At 51.4% G+C, this 17375-nt stretch carries 16 protein-coding genes and 10 pseudogenes; 13 read left to right on the top strand and 13 right to left on the bottom strand.

Annotation, left to right across the window (positions count from 1 at the left end; translation table 11 throughout):
- Nucleotides 1–167: 167 nt before the first annotated feature.
- From istB (ACWWJF_RS03285) to ACWWJF_RS03275, 3 genes and pseudogenes are all read right to left on the bottom strand, one after another.
- Complete coding sequence (gene istB, locus ACWWJF_RS03285) at nucleotides 168–923, bottom strand: IS21-like element helper ATPase IstB (protein ID WP_455868472.1); 756 nt, start codon at nucleotides 921–923, stop codon at nucleotides 168–170.
- A 14-nt stretch (nucleotides 924–937) separates the two neighbouring features.
- Nucleotides 938–2467 (bottom strand): IS21 family transposase, encoded by a 1530-nt coding sequence (gene istA / locus ACWWJF_RS03280; protein WP_455868672.1) that lies wholly within the window; start codon nucleotides 2465–2467, stop codon nucleotides 938–940.
- Nucleotides 2468–2608: 141 nt separating this feature from the next.
- Nucleotides 2609–3463 (bottom strand): annotated as a pseudogene (locus ACWWJF_RS03275) (IS481 family transposase); the annotation flags it as partial.
- A 358-nt stretch (nucleotides 3464–3821) separates the two neighbouring features.
- Here ACWWJF_RS03275 and ACWWJF_RS03270 point away from each other — a divergent pair.
- The 5 genes and pseudogenes from ACWWJF_RS03270 (at nucleotide 3822) to ACWWJF_RS03250 (ending at nucleotide 6031) form a co-directional block, all read left to right on the top strand.
- On the top strand, nucleotides 3822–4058 hold the full coding sequence (locus ACWWJF_RS03270) for a hypothetical protein (RefSeq protein ID WP_455868671.1): 237 nt from the start codon (nucleotides 3822–3824) through the stop codon (nucleotides 4056–4058).
- A 142-nt stretch (nucleotides 4059–4200) separates the two neighbouring features.
- Nucleotides 4201–4386: a hypothetical protein gene (locus tag ACWWJF_RS03265; protein ID WP_438816323.1), complete on the top strand. Its 186-nt coding sequence runs from the start codon at nucleotides 4201–4203 to the stop codon at nucleotides 4384–4386.
- Nucleotides 4379–4687 carry a hypothetical protein gene (locus ACWWJF_RS03260; protein ID WP_455868670.1) on the top strand — a complete coding sequence of 103 codons (309 nt, stop codon included), beginning with the start codon at nucleotides 4379–4381 and terminating at the stop codon, nucleotides 4685–4687. The genes ACWWJF_RS03265 and ACWWJF_RS03260 overlap by 8 nt, the downstream gene beginning before the upstream one ends.
- A pseudogene (gene bet, locus ACWWJF_RS03255) lies at nucleotides 4684–5244 on the top strand (phage recombination protein Bet); the annotation flags it as partial. The gene ACWWJF_RS03260 and the pseudogene bet, both read left to right, overlap by 4 nt.
- Nucleotides 5245–5407: 163 nt before the next feature.
- Entirely contained in the window at nucleotides 5408–6031 is a 624-nt protein-coding gene (locus ACWWJF_RS03250; RefSeq protein ID WP_455868669.1) for a lambda exonuclease family protein, read from the top strand.
- Nucleotides 6032–6195: 164 nt separating this feature from the next.
- Here ACWWJF_RS03250 and ACWWJF_RS03245 read toward each other — a convergent pair whose 3' ends face one another.
- Nucleotides 6196–6615, bottom strand: coding sequence for a coiled-coil domain-containing protein (locus ACWWJF_RS03245; RefSeq protein ID WP_455870909.1), 420 nt, complete (start codon nucleotides 6613–6615; stop codon nucleotides 6196–6198).
- Nucleotides 6616–6725: 110 nt separating this feature from the next.
- Between ACWWJF_RS03245 and ACWWJF_RS03240 the strand changes: the two genes are divergently transcribed.
- The 3 genes from ACWWJF_RS03240 to ACWWJF_RS03230 all read left to right on the top strand — a co-directional run bounded on the left by ACWWJF_RS03240 (nucleotide 6726) and on the right by ACWWJF_RS03230 (nucleotide 7895).
- Nucleotides 6726–7295 carry a KilA-N domain-containing protein gene (locus ACWWJF_RS03240; protein ID WP_455868668.1) on the top strand — a complete coding sequence of 190 codons (570 nt, stop codon included), beginning with the start codon at nucleotides 6726–6728 and terminating at the stop codon, nucleotides 7293–7295.
- A gap of 105 nt (nucleotides 7296–7400) precedes the next feature.
- Entirely contained in the window at nucleotides 7401–7706 is a 306-nt protein-coding gene (locus ACWWJF_RS03235; RefSeq protein ID WP_455868667.1) for a hypothetical protein, read from the top strand.
- Nucleotides 7707–7724: 18 nt separating this feature from the next.
- On the top strand, nucleotides 7725–7895 hold the full coding sequence (locus ACWWJF_RS03230) for a DUF1187 family protein (protein ID WP_455868666.1): 171 nt from the start codon (nucleotides 7725–7727) through the stop codon (nucleotides 7893–7895).
- Here the strand turns inward: ACWWJF_RS03230 and ACWWJF_RS03225 are convergent.
- Together ACWWJF_RS03225 and ACWWJF_RS03220 are read right to left on the bottom strand one after the other, a co-directional pair.
- A protein-coding gene (locus tag ACWWJF_RS03225; RefSeq protein ID WP_455868400.1) for an IS3 family transposase occupies nucleotides 7859–9027 on the bottom strand; the annotation gives its coding sequence in 2 pieces (ribosomal slippage) (nucleotides 7859–8772 and nucleotides 8772–9027; 1170 coding nt in all). The two genes, ACWWJF_RS03230 and ACWWJF_RS03225, sit on opposite strands and share 37 nt — an antisense overlap.
- A gap of 43 nt (nucleotides 9028–9070) precedes the next feature.
- The gene (locus ACWWJF_RS03220) at nucleotides 9071–9400 is read right to left on the bottom strand and encodes a hypothetical protein (RefSeq protein ID WP_455868665.1); all 330 of its coding nucleotides are present in this window, start codon (nucleotides 9398–9400) and stop codon (nucleotides 9071–9073) included.
- Between the two features lie 57 nt (nucleotides 9401–9457).
- Between ACWWJF_RS03220 and ACWWJF_RS03215 the strand changes: the two genes are divergently transcribed.
- The 4 genes and pseudogenes from ACWWJF_RS03215 (at nucleotide 9458) to ACWWJF_RS03200 (ending at nucleotide 12342) form a co-directional block, all read left to right on the top strand.
- Nucleotides 9458–9790, top strand: coding sequence for a hypothetical protein (locus tag ACWWJF_RS03215; protein WP_455868664.1), 333 nt, complete (start codon nucleotides 9458–9460; stop codon nucleotides 9788–9790).
- 79 nt (nucleotides 9791–9869) lie between these two features.
- Nucleotides 9870–11090, top strand: a pseudogene (locus tag ACWWJF_RS03210) (transposase); the annotation flags it as partial.
- A gap of 12 nt (nucleotides 11091–11102) precedes the next feature.
- A pseudogene (locus tag ACWWJF_RS03205) lies at nucleotides 11103–11753 on the top strand (IS5 family transposase); the annotation flags it as partial.
- A gap of 241 nt (nucleotides 11754–11994) precedes the next feature.
- Entirely contained in the window at nucleotides 11995–12342 is a 348-nt protein-coding gene (locus ACWWJF_RS03200) for a hypothetical protein (RefSeq protein ID WP_455868663.1), read from the top strand.
- On the opposite strand, the pseudogene ACWWJF_RS03195 reads toward ACWWJF_RS03200, so the two are convergent.
- The 3 pseudogenes from ACWWJF_RS03195 to ACWWJF_RS03185 form a co-directional block, all read right to left on the bottom strand.
- A pseudogene (locus ACWWJF_RS03195) lies at nucleotides 12334–12744 on the bottom strand (integrase core domain-containing protein); the annotation flags it as partial. The gene ACWWJF_RS03200 and the pseudogene ACWWJF_RS03195 sit on opposite strands and share 9 nt — an antisense overlap.
- Before the next feature lie 7 nt (nucleotides 12745–12751).
- Nucleotides 12752–13159 (bottom strand): annotated as a pseudogene (locus ACWWJF_RS03190) (IS4 family transposase); the annotation flags it as partial.
- Nucleotides 13160–13171: 12 nt separating this feature from the next.
- A pseudogene (locus tag ACWWJF_RS03185) lies at nucleotides 13172–13333 on the bottom strand (transposase); the annotation flags it as partial.
- Nucleotides 13334–13399: 66 nt separating this feature from the next.
- Here ACWWJF_RS03185 and ACWWJF_RS03180 point away from each other — a divergent pair.
- A pseudogene (locus ACWWJF_RS03180) lies at nucleotides 13400–13498 on the top strand (IS5/IS1182 family transposase); the annotation flags it as partial.
- A 330-nt stretch (nucleotides 13499–13828) separates the two neighbouring features.
- Here ACWWJF_RS03180 and istB (ACWWJF_RS03175) read toward each other — a convergent pair.
- The 4 genes and pseudogenes from istB (ACWWJF_RS03175) to ACWWJF_RS03160 all read right to left on the bottom strand — a co-directional run.
- Nucleotides 13829–14584: an IS21-like element helper ATPase IstB gene (gene istB / locus ACWWJF_RS03175; RefSeq protein ID WP_455868472.1), complete on the bottom strand. Its 756-nt coding sequence runs from the start codon at nucleotides 14582–14584 to the stop codon at nucleotides 13829–13831.
- Nucleotides 14585–14598: 14 nt separating this feature from the next.
- Complete coding sequence (gene istA / locus ACWWJF_RS03170; protein WP_455868471.1) at nucleotides 14599–16128, bottom strand: IS21 family transposase; 1530 nt, start codon at nucleotides 16126–16128, stop codon at nucleotides 14599–14601.
- Nucleotides 16129–16315: 187 nt separating this feature from the next.
- Nucleotides 16316–16921, bottom strand: a pseudogene (locus tag ACWWJF_RS03165) (helix-turn-helix domain-containing protein); the annotation flags it as partial.
- A 66-nt stretch (nucleotides 16922–16987) separates the two neighbouring features.
- A pseudogene (locus ACWWJF_RS03160) lies at nucleotides 16988–17365 on the bottom strand (DUF898 family protein); the annotation flags it as partial.
- Nucleotides 17366–17375: the final 10 nt, after the last annotated feature.

Genomic DNA, 17375 nt, shown 5'->3' with positions numbered 1-17375 from the left:
TATCAAAACCGGTAACTCTCAACCTTTCAAGGTCCAGTGTCAGATCAAGTCGCGACTAATACAACTTATCTGCGTATTCGCATGCGATCGATCATCGATTCGCATCTAAGGTCGATCACGTTTTCGCATCGTAATCGATCACCCGGGAACCTAACTTTTTTATCGTTTTAGCGTGTTTCTTCTGCGCTTTCCACTGCCAGGCTATTTTTCCTTAATGATTCTCCCTGAAGCTCCACTCTGTGAGAGTTGTGGATCAGCCGATCCAGGAAGGCATCTGCCGCCGTCGGGTTTTCCATCACTCCGTACCATTGCTCCACCGGCAACTGGCTGATAAGGATCGTGCTGGTTTGCCCATATCGCTCTTCCGTTATTTCCAGCAAGTCATTGCATTGCCGCGTTGTGATAACTTCAAGACCAAGGTCGTCCAAGATAAGAAACTCTATTTTTTGAAGCTGTTTCAGTTGCTTAAGCCAGCTGCCGTCCAGTCGGCCCTGCTCAAGCTGATCCAGCAGCCGACCCATGCGCCAGTATTGAACGCTTCTCTTTTGCCGGCACGCCTGCTCGCCCAGGGCACAACCTACCCAGCTTTTTCCGCTGCCAGTTGGCCCTGTTATCAGGATATTCTTGCTGTGGGTGATGTAATGCCCGTTCAGAAGCTCGCGCATCTGTTCGGCCTTTAACCCTCGGGAGACCGGATAGTACATACCCTCAGGGGTTGCACCGTGGCGCAACCGTGCCTGCTTTCTCAACCGCCCAACACGGCTGTTTTCACGATTCAGTAGCTCTTCTTCGACAAGTAACCCCAGGCGTTCTGCGAACCCCAGCTCATTGTATGTACCAGGTGCCTCACGCTGGCGTATCATGCCATCGGCCATTGCCGACAGCTTCAGCGTTCTAAGTTTGGTTAGCAGGTCATCAGTCATAACGACTCCCTTTTTCAGTGGTAATATTTTGGACCACGCAGATTCTCGTGCTCCAGTGGAAGCTGTAACTCTCTATTTCCTTTAACTGTTTCTCCGATGCCCTCCCTGTTGTGACGCAGCTGATTCTCGATAAAACGCCTTTCCGGATGGTTCAGCCCGCAGGCCTTGTCACAGGCTTTTTCCAGCCGTTCGGCACCGTATTTTTTCTGGAGCGACAGTAGGCCGAGAACAGCCCGATAAGCCTGCTCAGGATGATTCTTCGCGTTTAGCATCGCTTCCACCACCTGCCGGGTCGCCTTGCCGGTTCTCGCGGCATTATCCAGCAGCTTTTCAGGTGTCCAGCTGCTGTGCCCGCGGTGATTGACCGGCATGTGTGCCGGATTCGTGCTGTGGCTGTACTGCCGATCGCTGCGAGGGTGCTGAGCCACGCAGCGGCCCTTATGCCAGACCTGGACCAACGTCTGACCCGCTTTTACCGACAGCCTTTCACCAACCAGCTCATGGGGAACGGAGTACCAGTGGCGGTCGTATTCGACGTGATAGTCAGGAGCGACCTTCACCGCACGGTATTCGGTGTATTCATAGGGCATGGCTGGCAACGGCTGCAGGCACGGCGCATCGAGCAGCGCAAAGCGCTGCGCTCGGCTCTGGCCCCCATAACCTTTCATTGGCCGGTTATTCAGCTCGGTCATCAGCTCACTGAGCCTGACGTTGAGCGCATGCATCGTATGGAAGGTTTCATTGCGTATTCGCGCCAGGAGCCACCTTTCGACCAGCAGGACGCCGTTTTCCACTTTGGCCTTGTCTTTCGGTTTGTAGGGTCTGGCTGGCATCACTACCGTGCTGTAATGCGAGGCCAAAGACTGATAGCTGTCGTTGATGACCGGCTCGTAGCGATCTGCTTTGCTCACCGCGCTACGCAGATTATCGGGTACCAGCAGGGCTGGAACGCCGCCGAGGAAGGTCAGGCAGTGGCTGTTAGCATTCAGCCAGCTCATCATGTCCTGACCGGGGCAGGCTTCTGCATAGGTATAATTTGACGCTCCCATGACAGCGACGAAGATGGCGACCCGGCGCACATTTCCCGTATCGGGGTCGGATACCGGCACCGTGGGCCCGCAGAAGTCGATGAACAGCTTCTCACCGGCACGGTGGGTCTGGCGCATCGAGCGTTTCTGGCATTTCTTCCATTGGCGATAACAACGGCAGAACTGAGAGTAGCCCAGCGCCATTTCTCCGGTTTCGGTGCTGTATTCTATCCACAACAGCTGCCTGGTAACCCCTGGCCGTCTTAGCTCGGTATCGATATACAGCCAGTCTGGCGCGATAAGCTCCGAGGTGCGCATTCTGCGGGTGGGGAACAGCATCTTTTCCAGTTTTTCTGGCAAGAGCGCATCAGGCAATGGCCACGACAGCGATGCGGCGGTAAAACGGGAGAGCACCTCATAAACTGTGGAAGGGCTGACCCTAAGAGCAGCGGCGATGGTGCGATTAGACTGGTTGCACTCAAATTTGAGTTTGAAGATCTGAAGACAAGTCTCCATGGGACTCCTGCTTTTTCTCTTTCTGGCCATCGTTATCTCCATTTCAGTAGAAACTGCGAACGGAGAGGAGGTTAGAAGAGTTAAGTCCCGGAGTGATCGATACGACGCGAATCAGTGATCGACCTTAGATGCGAAATCGTGATCGATTGTCATGCGAATCACTGATCGATCACGATGCGAATATGCACGGAACGCAACCTGATAAAAATCCTGCAAAATAGTTTTATGGAAGCGCTCGCAGATACCGTTTGTCTGCGGAGACATCGCTTTCGTTTTCGTATGGTCTATATCGTTGATAGCCAAGTACAGCTGATAGTCATGTTGTTCCACTTTACCGCAGTACTCCGTCCCCCTGTCCGTCAGTATTCTTAGCATTGGCAGCCCCTGAGCTTCGTAGAACGGCAGCACGCGATCATTGAGCAGGTCGGCGGCAGAGATCGGTGCTTTACTCGTGTAAAGCTTGCAGTGCGCCACTTTCGAGTACGTATCCACGAACGTCTGCTGGTAGATACGGCCAACACCTTTTCAGATTACCCACGTAGAAGGTGTCCTGCGACCCCAGATAACCCGGGTGAGCAGTCTCTATTTCACCACAGGCTTCGTCGTCGTGCGCCTTCTTCTCCGCGCCTTCTTCTCCAGTGCAGCGATTTGAGCATCAGTAAGTACGATGCCTTCTCTGGCAACTTTTTCCTCAAGTGCCTTCAGGCGCTTACGAAAGTTTTCCAGATCGTGTCGTTGCCAGATGGAGCGCACACCGCTGCCAGAAATGAAGACGCCTTTTTTACGCAGCTGATTACTGGTCCGGTGCTGGCCATGAGCCGGGAACTCAATGGCGTAATCAACAACCGCACGTTCAGTGGCTTCATCAGCACGGTTTTTCAGGTTGGGAACCCGGCGGTTTTGGTTAACCAGAGCGTCAATGCCGCCTTCTGCCGCCAGTTCCTGATAGCGATAAAACGTGTCGCGTGACACACCCATGATTTTACAGGCTTTTGATCATATCGTTATACACATCTTTTGGCCATTTTTTGAACAGGATGCTCAGAACCCCGTGAATTAAGGCATTCAAGCCATCCCATTGGCTTTTTGAGGTTCAAAATGCCACTCTGAGATAAACCCGTAACTCATTGATTAAACAGTGCGTTAGAAAGATGTGTATAACGATATGGCTTTTGATACGTTACCGAGTTCTTCGGCGAGATTGAGCAGGCCGGCTTTGTGTTTGATGATGGGATTGTTAGTATGAAGCATGAGAGTTACCTCGTGTTTTGTATAAGGATTCGACACCCATATCAAAACCGGTAACTCTCAACCTTTCAAGGTCCAGTGTCAGATCAAGTCGCGACTAATACAAATGATGCAACTTAATAAACCTCATATCACGACCTTCAATCATCCTGATTTCGGTAACATGGTCGCTGTCACCAACGGCAGCAATAATATTAATGATTCACATTATTTGATGAGTATTGACATCCTGCCTTGTGATGACAATGAGACAAGAGTATATAAATCAACTGTTTTCTATCTAACGGAAGAAAATAAGTGGCTTAAAAAGCAGGTGAAAAAATTAACGCCAGTGTATGACTGAAACACTTTCAGCATTCCCATCATCCGCTTATCACCGCAATCAACATCACACTGATAATAGATAACACAGAACTGCCTCTTTATTACCCGCGCCGATATTCGTCGGCAAAATTATACATCAATCCAAATCAAGGAAAGCCACGATGGAACTTGCTATCGCGGGCGCACCCATCGTGCGTCCTGAAATTAAATTTGACCCGATTCGGTCAATCGAACATCACCGCTCAAATATCGTCACGGGCCAGAGCTTCAAAAACAAAAGCTGGCTGCAACGGTTATTCGAGCAGCTTATTGCAACGGTTAATCAGAAGGGAAACCCCAATGCTTAATCCATCAAAGATACAGGCTATTCGGAAAATCATGGAAGAAATGCCGCCTGAAATAACAGAGGACTGTTACGCAGAGGCTGAGCAATTGGCGGAGAAGTCTATCGAAAGGTTTCGTGATCCGCTTAGAAAGCACTGGCCCGACGCTTACACATCGCTAGCCTGTGAGTACATGGAAGATAGCGATGTTGATTATCAGGAAGCCGAGAGTCAGCGAGTATTCGACGCCATTTTTCACCGCGTGAAGGTTGAGCGGGCGCTCTGGATTTACGACAGGCAGAACAGCACGGAGGATGCAGCATGAGCACAGCATTAGCAACAATGGCAGGGAAGCTGGCTGAGCGTCTCGGTATGGAGCCAGGTACGGACTTGATGAATACCCTTAAGAATACGGCGTTCAAGGGGGGTAACGTCACGGACGAGCAATTTACCGCCCTGCTTATTGTTGCCAACCAGTACGGACTCAACCCGTGGACAAAAGAAATTTATGCCTTTCCTGACAAGGGCGGGATTGTCCCGGTTGTTGGTGTCGATGGATGGGCGCGGATCATTAACGAACATCCTCAGTTCGACGGAATGGAATTCGGCTACGACAAGGAAGAGGGGGCTTGCACCTGCAAGATTTACCGCAAAGACCGCAAACACCCCACTGTAGTCACCGAATACATGGGCGAGTGTAAGCGCAATACCCAGCCGTAGCAATCACACCCCACCCGCATGCTGCGCCACAAGTCACTTATTCAGTGTGCACGCCTGGCATTTGGGTTTGCTGGCATTTACGACAGCGACGAAGCAGAGCGGATCATCGAAAGCAGCCCGGCAAGCGTTGTTGTTGGACAACAAACAGACGAGCGCCGCCCTGCACTCATTGCCCGGAGCGAAGAAGCGGCACAGCTAAGCATGGAAGTTTTCGCGGAGACATGGAAGAGCCTCACTCAGGAAGAACGCCAGATTATCGGCAATGCAGAAAAAGAGCGTATTAAGAAAAGCATTCCCGTCGATGCAGAATATAGCGAGCTAAATCATGCAACAGCGGAGTGATGAATGGTTTGCCGCCCGGTGCGGTAACGTGACCGCCAGTCGCTTATCTGACGTGATGGCAAAAACCAAATCGGGCTATTCCGCCAGCCGCCAGAACTATATGGCAGAGCTTATCTGCCAGCGCCTGACCGGAAAGATCGAAGAAAGTTACTCAAACGCCGCCATGCAGCGCGGCACTGAACTTGAACCGGTAGCGCGGGAGATGTACCTGCTTAACCAGTTTGACGCAGAAGTGACGGAAGTCGGGTTTATTCTTCACCCCGATATCGTAGGATTTGGCGCATCACCTGATGGTCTTGTGGGGGATGATGGTCTGATTGAAATCAAGTGCCCCAATACATGGACGCATTTAGAGACCATCAGGACCGGTAAGCCGAAAAATCAATACATCCTACAGATGCATGCGCAAATGATGTGTACGGGCAGGAAATGGTGTGATTTTGTCAGCTATGACGACAGGCTACCGCCAGACCTTGCCTATTACCAGTTGAGAATTCATCAGGACGATAAACGGGTTGCTGAAATAGAGGAGGCGTTAACGCAGTTTCTGGCTGAACTTGAAAGAGAACTTGAGGCTATCAGGAAATTATCCAAGGTAGCAGCATGAGTCCATGCATGTCGTCAGGCGGCTACACAATCTCGGGTTCCGCCTGACGCGAGAGGGGGAGTTGCTGAAAGCTGGAGGTCGAGCAGGAATCGAACCCGCATCTTAAGGTTGGGGAACACGTACGCTCTTCCACACTGAGCTACCGACCCAAGTGGCAGAATTGATTAAAGAGCCGTAACGAGAAAAGCTTTCACAACCAGAGAGAGAATACCCAAAATTCCAGCGCTCAGCATCCAGCGAATTAACTTCTGCTCTGAGCGAATACCCGCCATCTCAAGCTGTAAATCCTTGCGGACTAATTGCATATCCTTACGGACATCGGCTATCTGAGCTTCAGTTTTCTCGAAGCGAGCCTGCATCTGAGCTTCGTGCTTCTCGAAGCGAGCGTCAATATCCTTGCGGACATCGGCTATCTGAACAGTTAAATCTTTGCGCACGTCTTCAAGGTCACGCTTGGTAGCAAGGTCTGCAACCTCATGGGACTGACGCACGACAAGGGTTATAGCCTTGGCCTGCTCTCTATTAAGACCAGAGCTTTCCAGCTTCTCGACGAACTCTTGAGTATCAAATGCAACCTGGCCCATAGCGGCTCCTCCTGTGTTAAGCCAAGTGTAAGCGATCTGACCGCCAATCTGCAAAATTTTACAAGTTAGCCCTCTGATAACCACATCCGTTTAATTATGGAGAAATCGTTATGTCTAAATTAGTTGTCATTGAAAATACCGTCGTCCGTCAGGACGCTTTCGGGCGTTACTGCCTGAATGATTTACATCGAGCTGCTGTTTCACAAGGTAAAGCGACAGAATCGAAACGACCTTCTGTCTTTCTAAGAAGCGAAGGCATTAGTACATTTGTACAAAAAGTAAGCGAAGCATCGCAAAGTGCTTCGGTCAACATCATCAAGGGGGGACTGGAATCGGGGAGCTGGGCAGTTGAAATTATCGCCATCCGCTATGCTGCATGGATAGAACCCGCATTCGAGGTTCAGGTATATGAGCAATTCCGTGATTCTGTAAAGTCCAGCAATGGCGTACTGGTAGAAAAAGTTCAGGCTGGATTGGCAATGATTGCTTTCTACAAGCAAGAGCTGCGCATAGCGCCTTCCGCGATGCTGGGTGCAATGAAAAAGCTACAATCTTCCCTCGGCATGCCGGATATCCTGCCAGCCTACGCCGTAGACGCGCCAGAGGGCAGTGTAACCCATATCGTTATACACATCTTTTGGCCATTTTTTGAACAGGATGCTCAGAACCCCGTGAATTAAGGCATTCAAGCCATCCCATTGGCTTTTTGAGGTTCAAAATGCCACTCTGAGATAAACCCGTAACTCATTGATTAAAAAGTGCGTTAGAACGATGTGTATAACGATATGAGTGTAACCGGCTCAAGCGAAGTCACACATTCCCTGACCGAACTGCTGATGCTGCACGGCAAGCCCTACACCGCACAGTCAGGTTTCAAGCGCCTGCAATTGCTCGGATTCGTTGAGCGCAAGTCACGCCCCAGCAGCAAGCATCCCAACAAAGAGAAACTATTCTGGTCGCTAACAGAGAAAGGCTTGCAGTTTGGCAAAAATCTCACTGACCCAGCCAATCCGCGCCAGACGCAGCCACACTTCTACGATAGCCTGTTTCCACGGCTGTTAAGCGTCATGATGAACGGTGTAGCGGCATAAACAACCTCAGAGAGACTTATGTACAAAATAACGGCAACGATTAAAAAGCCCGGCGGACTGGATGTTCAGTGGCTACGGTTCTCTAAGGTGAAACTCACCATGTCAGAATGCGAAAAACTGCTCTTTAAGCCCAAGCAGGCAGGTTGTAGTGGTCAACTAATATTGGCCACCGCATTAGACTGTATGTAGAACAGTCGCTCAGATTCGTTTGGAGTTAAGCCGCCGTTATACCAGTGAGGCCGGATAGCGCTGTAATACCCCGTGATGTAGCGGATAATCGCGTCCTGGGCTTCGCTGAAGCTGTTGTAACCCTTTGTCGGCACCCATTCTGTCTTCAGGCTGCGGAAGAACCGCTCCATTGGCGCATTATCCCAGCAGTTACCCCGCCGACTCATACTCTGCTTTATCCGGCAGCGCCACAGGGCTTGCCGGTATTGACGGCTGGTATAGTGGCTGCCCTGGTCGCTGTGGAACATGACTCCTGTTGGTTGTCCCCGGAGTTCCCAGGCCATCTGCAACGCTTTAACTGTCAGCGCCGAGTCCGGCGACGTCGACATGGCCCAGCCCACCGGTTTGCGGGCGAACAGGTCTAGCACCACCGCAAGGTAAGCCCAGCATTTGCCCGTCCAGATGTAGGTCACATCGCCGCACCAGACCTGATCCGGCGCGGTAACCGCGAACTGGCGGTTGAGATAGTTCGGTATTTCAACGTGTTCATTGCCGCCGCGTTTGTATTTGTGAGCCGGTCGCTGGCAGCTGGCGATACCCAGCTCCTTCATCAGCTTGCCAGCCAGCCAGCGCCCCATTTTGACACCGGAGCTGCCGGTGACGATGGTCGCGATACTTCGAGCGCCGGCAGAGCCGCCGCTGGCGTTCCAGGCTTCCATGACGCGGCTACACTTAACCACGCGCTCACCGTCGGGTTCATTAGCGGAAGCCTGCCAGTGCCTGTAGCTGCTGCGATGTACCTCAAAAGTTTGGCACAACGCCGTGACCGGGTATCGCGCCCTCAGCCTGTCGACTACCGTGAACCGTTGAGTAAGTCCGACATTAAGAGCGCCGTAGCCTTTTTTAGGATTTCGTTCTCCATTTCAAGGCATTGGACTTTTTTCTTCATCTCACGCAGCTCGAGCTGTTCAGGGGTAAGAGGAAGTCCCGTTGGCGTTTTTCCCTGTCGTTCAAGGCGAAGCTTATTGACCCAGCGACTAATGGCAGAATGGCTGACATTAACCGCCTCTGCGGCCTTAACGTATGTGTAGCCGTGGTCGACAACCAGCTTTGCGGCTTCGAGCTTAAATTCCGCCGTAAAATGTTTACCCATGAGGTCACCTGTCGTGTTGATGAGGTGAGCATATCACCTCCGCTCAGGTGGCCAGTATCAGTGTGCCACTACAAAGAGCCTGCTGGAATGCCTGACCTCTAGCGGCTTCATCGGCTTTCTCTTGGCGCTGCATATTTACATAAAGATTCTGCAATTCAAGGCGTGCTTGTGCGTCGCTAATCTCTCCGATATCTACTTTCTGACCTAAGAACTTGGCAGCCAGAACGTACATTTTTGGCGTCGGTTCAGAGGACATACGAGAATCATTTTTAATGCTGATATCGAGACAGGTTGCCATGTCGCTAAGCTTGGAATAACGCTGTTCACAACCGGTCTGATAATCACTAACTTTCGCGCATCCGACCAGCAACATTGGCAGCACAGCAATAACGTAATTTATCCCAACCTCCTTAGTTTTAGTCAGGATAGCATGAAAAAACTCAACATCGGCAGACTGCCGAAAATGAATGTTCCGCTATTCGACAGCGGCATAGTCGTCTTCTGCCGTGACTTTGAATCATGGCAAGACATTCACCGAAAACTTGGCGTAGAGCAGCATGACAATAACAGCAATGGTCTATCTCATACTATGACCAGTACCAACGGAACGTTGCACATTATCGGCGTATTCAATGGAAAATTGTCAACGCTGGCGCACGAATGCGCACATATGGCCTTTGATATCTGTTCTCGCGTCGGCGTTGAGGTTGAGCCGGGTAAAGCCAACGAAACCTATTGCTACCTGATATTCGGTGCGCCGTAAAACCGGCTTTGTTGAATAAATAGAAAGTTTGGGTAATCATCGGATCAGATCACCATAGTTGTTTCAACATCAGGTCTCCATGGCAAAACAAAATTTTAAAATCACTAACTGGCCCTACTATAACAATGCCCTCAAGCAGCGCGGGTTCTCTAACCGTATGGCTAGATGAATCAGCCATTGCTGTTGTCGACCACGGCTACACATACGTTAAGGCCGCAGAGGCGGTTAATGTCAGCCATTCTGCCATTAGTCGCTGGGTCAATAAGCTTCGCCTTGAACGACAGGGAAAAACGCCAACGGGACTTCCTCTTACCCCTGAACAGCTCGAGCTGCGTGAGATGAAGAAAAAAGTCCAATGCCTTGAAATGGAGAACGAAATCCTAAAAAAGGCTACGGCGCTCTTAATGTCGGACTCACTCAACGGTTCACGGTAGTCGACAGGCTGAGGGCGCGATACCCGGTCACGGCGTTGTGCCAAACTTTTGAGGTACATCGCAGCAGCTACAGGCACTGGCAGGCTTCCGCTAATGAACCCGACGGTGAGCGCGTGGTTAAGTGTAGCCGCGTCATGGAAGCCTGGAACGCCAGCGGCGGCTCTGCCGGCGCTCGAAGTATCGCGACCATCGTCACCGGCAGCTCCGGTGTCAAAATGGGGCGCTGGCTGGCTGGCAAGCTGATGAAGGAGCTGGGTATCGCCAGCTGCCAGCGACCGGTTCACAAATACAAACGCGGCGGCAATGAACACGTTGAAATACCGAACTATCTCAACCGCCAGTTCGCGGTTACCGCGCCGGATCAGGTCTGGTGCGGCGATGTGACCTACATCTGGACGGGCAAATGCTGGGCTTACCTTGCGGTGGTGCTAGACCTGTTCGCCCGCAAACCGGTGGGCTGGGCCATGTCGACGTCGCCGGACTCGGCGCTGACAGTTAAAGCGTTGCAGATGGCCTGGGAACTCCGGGGACAACCAACAGGAGTCATGTTCCACAGCGACCAGGGCAGCCACTATACCAGCCGTCAATACCGGCAAGCCCTGTGGCGCTGCCGGATAAAGCAGAGTATGAGTCGGCGGGGTAACTGCTGGGATAATGCGCCAATGGAGCGGTTCTTCCGCAGCCTGAAGACAGAATGGGTGCCGACAAAGGGTTACAACAGCTTCAGCGAAGCCCAGGACGCGATTATCCGCTACATCACGGGGTATTACAGCGCTATCCGGCCTCACTGGTATAACGGCGGCTTAACTCCAAACGAATCTGAGCGACTGTTCTACATACAGTCTAATGCGGTGGCCAATATTAGTTGACCACTACAAGACTATTCGCTGCTCAGCAAGCGAGCAAAGACAGTGAACATCAGCATAAAAACGCCAACCCGTGGTGAAATCTCACATCTGGTCATTGATGGAACCGGCCTGAAGGTCTTTGGCGAAGGCGAATGGAAAGTCCGGCAGCATGGTTCCGACAGACGCAGGGTGTGGCGTAAGCTGCATCTGGCAGTAGACAGTGCGACGCATGAGATTATCTGTGCGGATTTGTCGCTCAGTGGTACGACTGATGCCCAGGCTCTACCGGCACTGATAAACCAGACCCACCGGAAAATCAGAGAGGCATCGGCTGACGGCGCTTACTATACAGGTTACTGCCATGATGCTCTGCTGAGGAAAAAAATAAGGCCGCTTATCCCGCCGCGAAGGGGGGCGCAATATTGGCCGGACCACTACCACGAGCGTAACCACGCTGTTGCAAATCAGCGCCTGAGCGGCAGCAACGATACCTGGAAAAAGAAAGTGGGCTATCACCGACGCTCAGCGGCTGAAACGGCCATGTTCCGGTTCAAAACGCTTCTGGGTGGTCATCTAAGTCTGCGTGACTACGATGCTCAGGTGGGTGAAGCCATGGCGATGGTCAAAGCGCTTAACCGGATCACGCTATTAGGAATGCCGAACAGTATTCGCATCACGTAACAATCGACCCGATGGGGCACAGTCGTTACAAGTTCTGATTTATTCAACAAAGCCTCGTTGTCATAGAGACCTCTACTTTTAAAGTGTAGCCTCTAATTTATCCGGGGTAATTCAATTTATTCAACAAAGCCGGATTTCGGTGTAAAACCCCATAGTTTTTTAAAAAAACAAGGAGTAAAAATAGAAGTAGAAAAACAGACCGACATTTCCATGAGGAGTACACAAAATGAACATCACATCCATGGCAAATTTCGTATTTAGTGGAATTAGTAACAATTACAGTAGATTGAATGATGTCACTGTAAATCAATCCGCAAGCAACAATAAAATATTAGCACTAGCAAATAAAATCACAAATATAGGAAATACAGCAATTGAATTTGTCAAAAAAAATCCTAGAACCACTGCAACGTGCATTGGATTCGCATCAATGCTTGTTGGAGTAACCACTGCAAATCCTGGACTTATTTACGTAGGTGTTTCTTCTTTGGTTGCAGCCGCACTCTACAGTCCACCTTCATTGACATCACTACCTAGCCACAATGATCTTGACCCACCATCTCCGGACAGCTTTTGTATCTTAAGTTAACGATGCCCGCTGGCGCCGATGTTCTCTTGGGGAGTTGTATCCCAGCGCACTGTGCGGATGGTTTTCATTGTAATGATTGAACGCCGCTGCAAGGTTCTTCAGCGCTGTTCGCTCATCGGGTTTTGGCATGAAGGCGATGTAATCTTCCTTCATCGTCTTCACGAACCGTTCTGCCATGCCGTTACTCTGTGGACTGCTCACTGCTGTTGTGCAGGGCTCCAGATTCAGTTCTCTGGCGAACTTCCGCATTTCATGCGCTGTGTACGCTGGACCATTATCCGTCAGCCATTGCACTGGTTTATCCGGCAGCGCGCTACCGAAGCGTTTTTCCACCGACCTCAGCATCACATCCTGCACGGTTGAACTGTCATAACCCCTGGTGCTCGCTGCCCAGTCTATGGCCACCTCGTTATACACATCTCTGTTCGTGCCTGAGCGCGCGTAGCGTTTCGGCGGCCGTCATGACTTTCTGTAAGCCTTTCCAGATAGTTTTTGCGCCTGGTTCACCGTCGCCTTTTCGAGCAAGAAAGCCTGCGAGTTGCGCAACTAAGCGCAATACTTCGTTTAGCTTAGGGTGGCCCTTGGGCATACGCTTGTTCATCAGTAGGTAAGCTCCATGAGTCTCGTTGGAATCAAAGAACAATATTGCGTCCAGCTCTGGACAGGTTCGTCCCATACGCATTAAATAGGCGATGCGCCATGCCACGATCATGAACAGCGCCAATGCCCGCTCAATGCGATCCACGGTCGATAACTGTAACGCTTCGACACAGCAGCCGTTCTTCAGCACATTGAAGAACATCTCGATTTCCCATCTAGGCTGTGTCCCTTAATTACATAACCTCTGGTAAAACAGGCGGATGCAGCCCTGTTTCAACATTGCCAGATAATTTCTCGCCGTTTTGTCGTAACGTGTCGCAATGCGACGGTATTCTTTTAATCGGCCAAAACATCTTTCCACTACATTGCGATGACGGTAAGCGGCTTTGTTGAATAAATAGAACTTTTAGGTGACTGGCGGCTCTGATCACTACATTCGTTTCAACATCAGGTCCCCATGGCAAAGCAAAAGTTTAAAATCACCAACGGGTCCGCCTACAACAATGCGCTCAGGCAGCGGGGGACCTGTAACGTGTTATGGCGTAAAAATGCGGTGTGAATGTGATTTGTCACGCCTAAGGACATATCGTTATACACATCGTTCTAACGCACTGTTTAATCAATGAGTTACGGGTTTATCTCAGAGTGGCATTTTGAACCTCAAAAAGCCAATGGGATGGCTTGAATGCCTTAATTCACGGGGTTCTGAGCATCCTGTTCAAAAAATGGCCAAAAGATGTGTATAACGATATGGCCTAAGGAAGGGAGTCGGCAAGTCGAAATGAGCGGTGCGTATTCGCATGCGATCGATCATCGATTCGCATCTAAGGTCGATCACGTTTTCGCATCGTAATCGATCACCCGGGAACCTAACTTTTTTATCGTTTTAGCGTGTTTCTTCTGCGCTTTCCACTGCCAGGCTATTTTTCCTTAATGATTCTCCCTGAAGCTCCACTCTGTGAGAGTTGTGGATCAGCCGATCCAGGAAGGCATCTGCCGCCGTCGGGTTTTCCATCACTCCGTACCATTGCTCCACCGGCAACTGGCTGATAAGGATCGTGCTGGTTTGCCCATATCGCTCTTCCGTTATTTCCAGCAAGTCATTGCATTGCCGCGTTGTGATAACTTCAAGACCAAGGTCGTCCAAGATAAGAAACTCTATTTTTTGAAGCTGTTTCAGTTGCTTAAGCCAGCTGCCGTCCAGTCGGCCCTGCTCAAGCTGATCCAGCAGCCGACCCATGCGCCAGTATTGAACGCTTCTCTTTTGCCGGCACGCCTGCTCGCCCAGGGCACAACCTACCCAGCTTTTTCCGCTGCCAGTTGGCCCTGTTATCAGGATATTCTTGCTGTGGGTGATGTAATGCCCGTTCAGAAGCTCGCGCATCTGTTCGGCCTTTAACCCTCGGGAGACCGGATAGTACATACCCTCAGGGGTTGCACCGTGGCGCAACCGTGCCTGCTTTCTCAACCGCCCAACACGGCTGTTTTCACGATTCAGTAGCTCTTCTTCGACAAGTAACCCCAGGCGTTCTGCGAACCCCAGCTCATTGTATGTACCAGGTGCCTCACGCTGGCGTATCATGCCATCGGCCATTGCCGACAGCTTCAGCGTTCTAAGTTTGGTTAGCAGGTCATCAGTCATAACGACTCCCTTTTTCAGTGGTAATATTTTGGACCACGCAGATTCTCGTGCTCCAGTGGAAGCTGTAACTCTCTATTTCCTTTAACTGTTTCTCCGATGCCCTCCCTGTTGTGACGCAGCAGATTCTCGATAAAACGCCTTTCCGGATGGTTCAGCCCGCAGGCCTTGTCACAGGCTTTTTCCAGCCGTTCGGCACCGTATTTTTTCTGGAGCGACAGTAGGCCGAGAACAGCCCGATAAGCCTGCTCAGGATGATTCTTCGCGTTTAGCATCGCTTCCACCACCTGCCGGGTCGCCTTGCCGGTTCTCGCGGCATTATCCAGCAGCTTTTCAGGTGTCCAGCTGCTGTGCCCGCGGTGATTGACCGGCATGTGTGCCGGATTCGTGCTGTGGCTGTACTGCCGATCGCTGCGAGGGTGCTGAGCCACGCAGCGGCCCTTATGCCAGACCTGGACCAACGTCTGACCCGCTTTTACCGACAGCCTTTCACCAACCAGCTCATGGGGAACGGAGTACCAGTGGCGGTCGTATTCGACGTGATAGTCAGGAGCGACCTTCACCGCACGGTATTCGGTGTATTCATAGGGCATGGCTGGCAACGGCTGCAGGCACGGCGCATCGAGCAGCGCAAAGCGCTGCGCTCGGCTCTGGCCCCCATAACCTTTCATTGGCCGGTTATTCAGCTCGGTCATCAGCTCACTGAGCCTGACGTTGAGCGCATGCATCGTATGGAAGGTTTCATTGCGTATTCGCGCCAGGAGCCACCTTTCGACCAGCAGGACGCCGTTTTCCACTTTGGCCTTGTCTTTCGGTTTGTAGGGTCTGGCTGGCATCACTACCGTGCTGTAATGCGAGGCCAAAGACTGATAGCTGTCGTTGATGACCGGCTCGTAGCGATCTGCTTTGCTCACCGCGCTACGCAGATTATCGGGTACCAGCAGGGCTGGAACGCCGCCGAGGAAGGTCAGGCAGTGGCTGTTAGCATTCAGCCAGCTCATCATGTCCTGACCGGGGCAGGCTTCTGCATAGGTATAATTTGACGCTCCCATGACAGCGACGAAGATGGCGACCCGGCGCACATTTCCCGTATCGGGGTCGGATACCGGCACCGTGGGCCCGCAGAAGTCGATGAACAGCTTCTCACCGGCACGGTGGGTCTGGCGCATCGAGCGTTTCTGGCATTTCTTCCATTGGCGATAACAACGGCAGAACTGAGAGTAGCCCAGCGCCATTTCTCCGGTTTCGGTGCTGTATTCTATCCACAACAGCTGCCTGGTAACCCCTGGCCGTCTTAGCTCGGTATCGATATACAGCCAGTCTGGCGCGATAAGCTCCGAGGTGCGCATTCTGCGGGTGGGGAACAGCATCTTTTCCAGTTTTTCTGGCAAGAGCGCATCAGGCAATGGCCACGACAGCGATGCGGCGGTAAAACGGGAGAGCACCTCATAAACTGTGGAAGGGCTGACCCTAAGAGCAGCGGCGATGGTGCGATTAGACTGGTTGCACTCAAATTTGAGTTTGAAGATCTGAAGACAAGTCTCCATGGGACTCCTGCTTTTTCTCTTTCTGGCCATCGTTATCTCCATTTCAGTAGAAACTGCGAACGGAGAGGAGGTTAGAAGAGTTAAGTCCCGGAGTGATCGATACGACGCGAATCAGTGATCGACCTTAGATGCGAAATCGTGATCGATTGTCATGCGAATCACTGATCGATCACGATGCGAATATGCAGTCAGTGAGCGTGCGAAGATAGCCGGCGGGACTCTCTGTGCCGCGATCATCCGTTAAGGCCAGCGCCCGTCCATCGCGATCGGAGATCACCGTTATGTAACGATGCCCTTTTTTAAAGGCGACCTCATCCACATTCATATGACGGGAGGATAATGGCTTTTTTATCCGGGCAAGACCTCGCTTAACGACCCGGATCATAATGCCGTCAACCGCATTCCAGCTGAGCTTAAGTTGTTTCCTGACAGCATCAACGGTGCTGATTTTCAGCCATGAGAGCACGAACGATTCGAACAGCAGCGTATACCGGCTGCCAGGCCCTGCCCACGGAACAGGCAACGTCTGGCAGCCATGCTCCGGACACATAATGCGGGGAACCTCTGCTTCAACCAGCGTGGTGAACTGGCAGGTATCGAGGTGCCGCCATTTACGATGACGGTGATCGTGAACAGAACAGGATTTACCGCAGGTCGGACAGGCTAACCGGGTGTTTTCAGCGATTCCCACAGTGACAGTAACAGAACCGGCATTTTCATCGAGAGAAAGGGACCTTACCTGCCACGGAACGGACAGGTTGAGAATATGAGCGTAGAGAGACTTTTCGTCCATGGCGGTGACCTCTGGCGATTAAATGCACCATTATCATGCCTTCAGCCACCACAACAAGAGAAGACCCTACTTCATCACGCCGCGCAGCGCAATCAACGCGGGGATGTAAAGCAGTGCAGCTACAATTAGTGGTGTCGCATTGCTGATGAAGGAAGAAAAACTGCCGACAGTGGTCATTAACAGCACCAGCACTACTACCATTAATAACGGAACCGCAAAAAACGTCCAATAGCCACGTTTTACGCTGCCCAAATAGTTAAAACGCACGCCACGATAACTGGTCATAATGGCGTTATAGCGCCAGTTACGAATAATCAGCATCGGCAAAAGTGCGGTAAACACCAGCAATACCGCCAACCCGACCAAAGGGACAAACAGCAGCAAAATATACAGCAGTACCAGCGCACCAATCACGATAATGCGCCCTTTCAGGATCTGGATTGGCTCGGCGTGA

Source organism: Symbiopectobacterium sp. Eva_TO, assembly GCF_053848865.1.
Note: the sequence above shows the minus strand (reverse complement) of the source record. Positions and strands in the feature narration are given on the sequence as shown.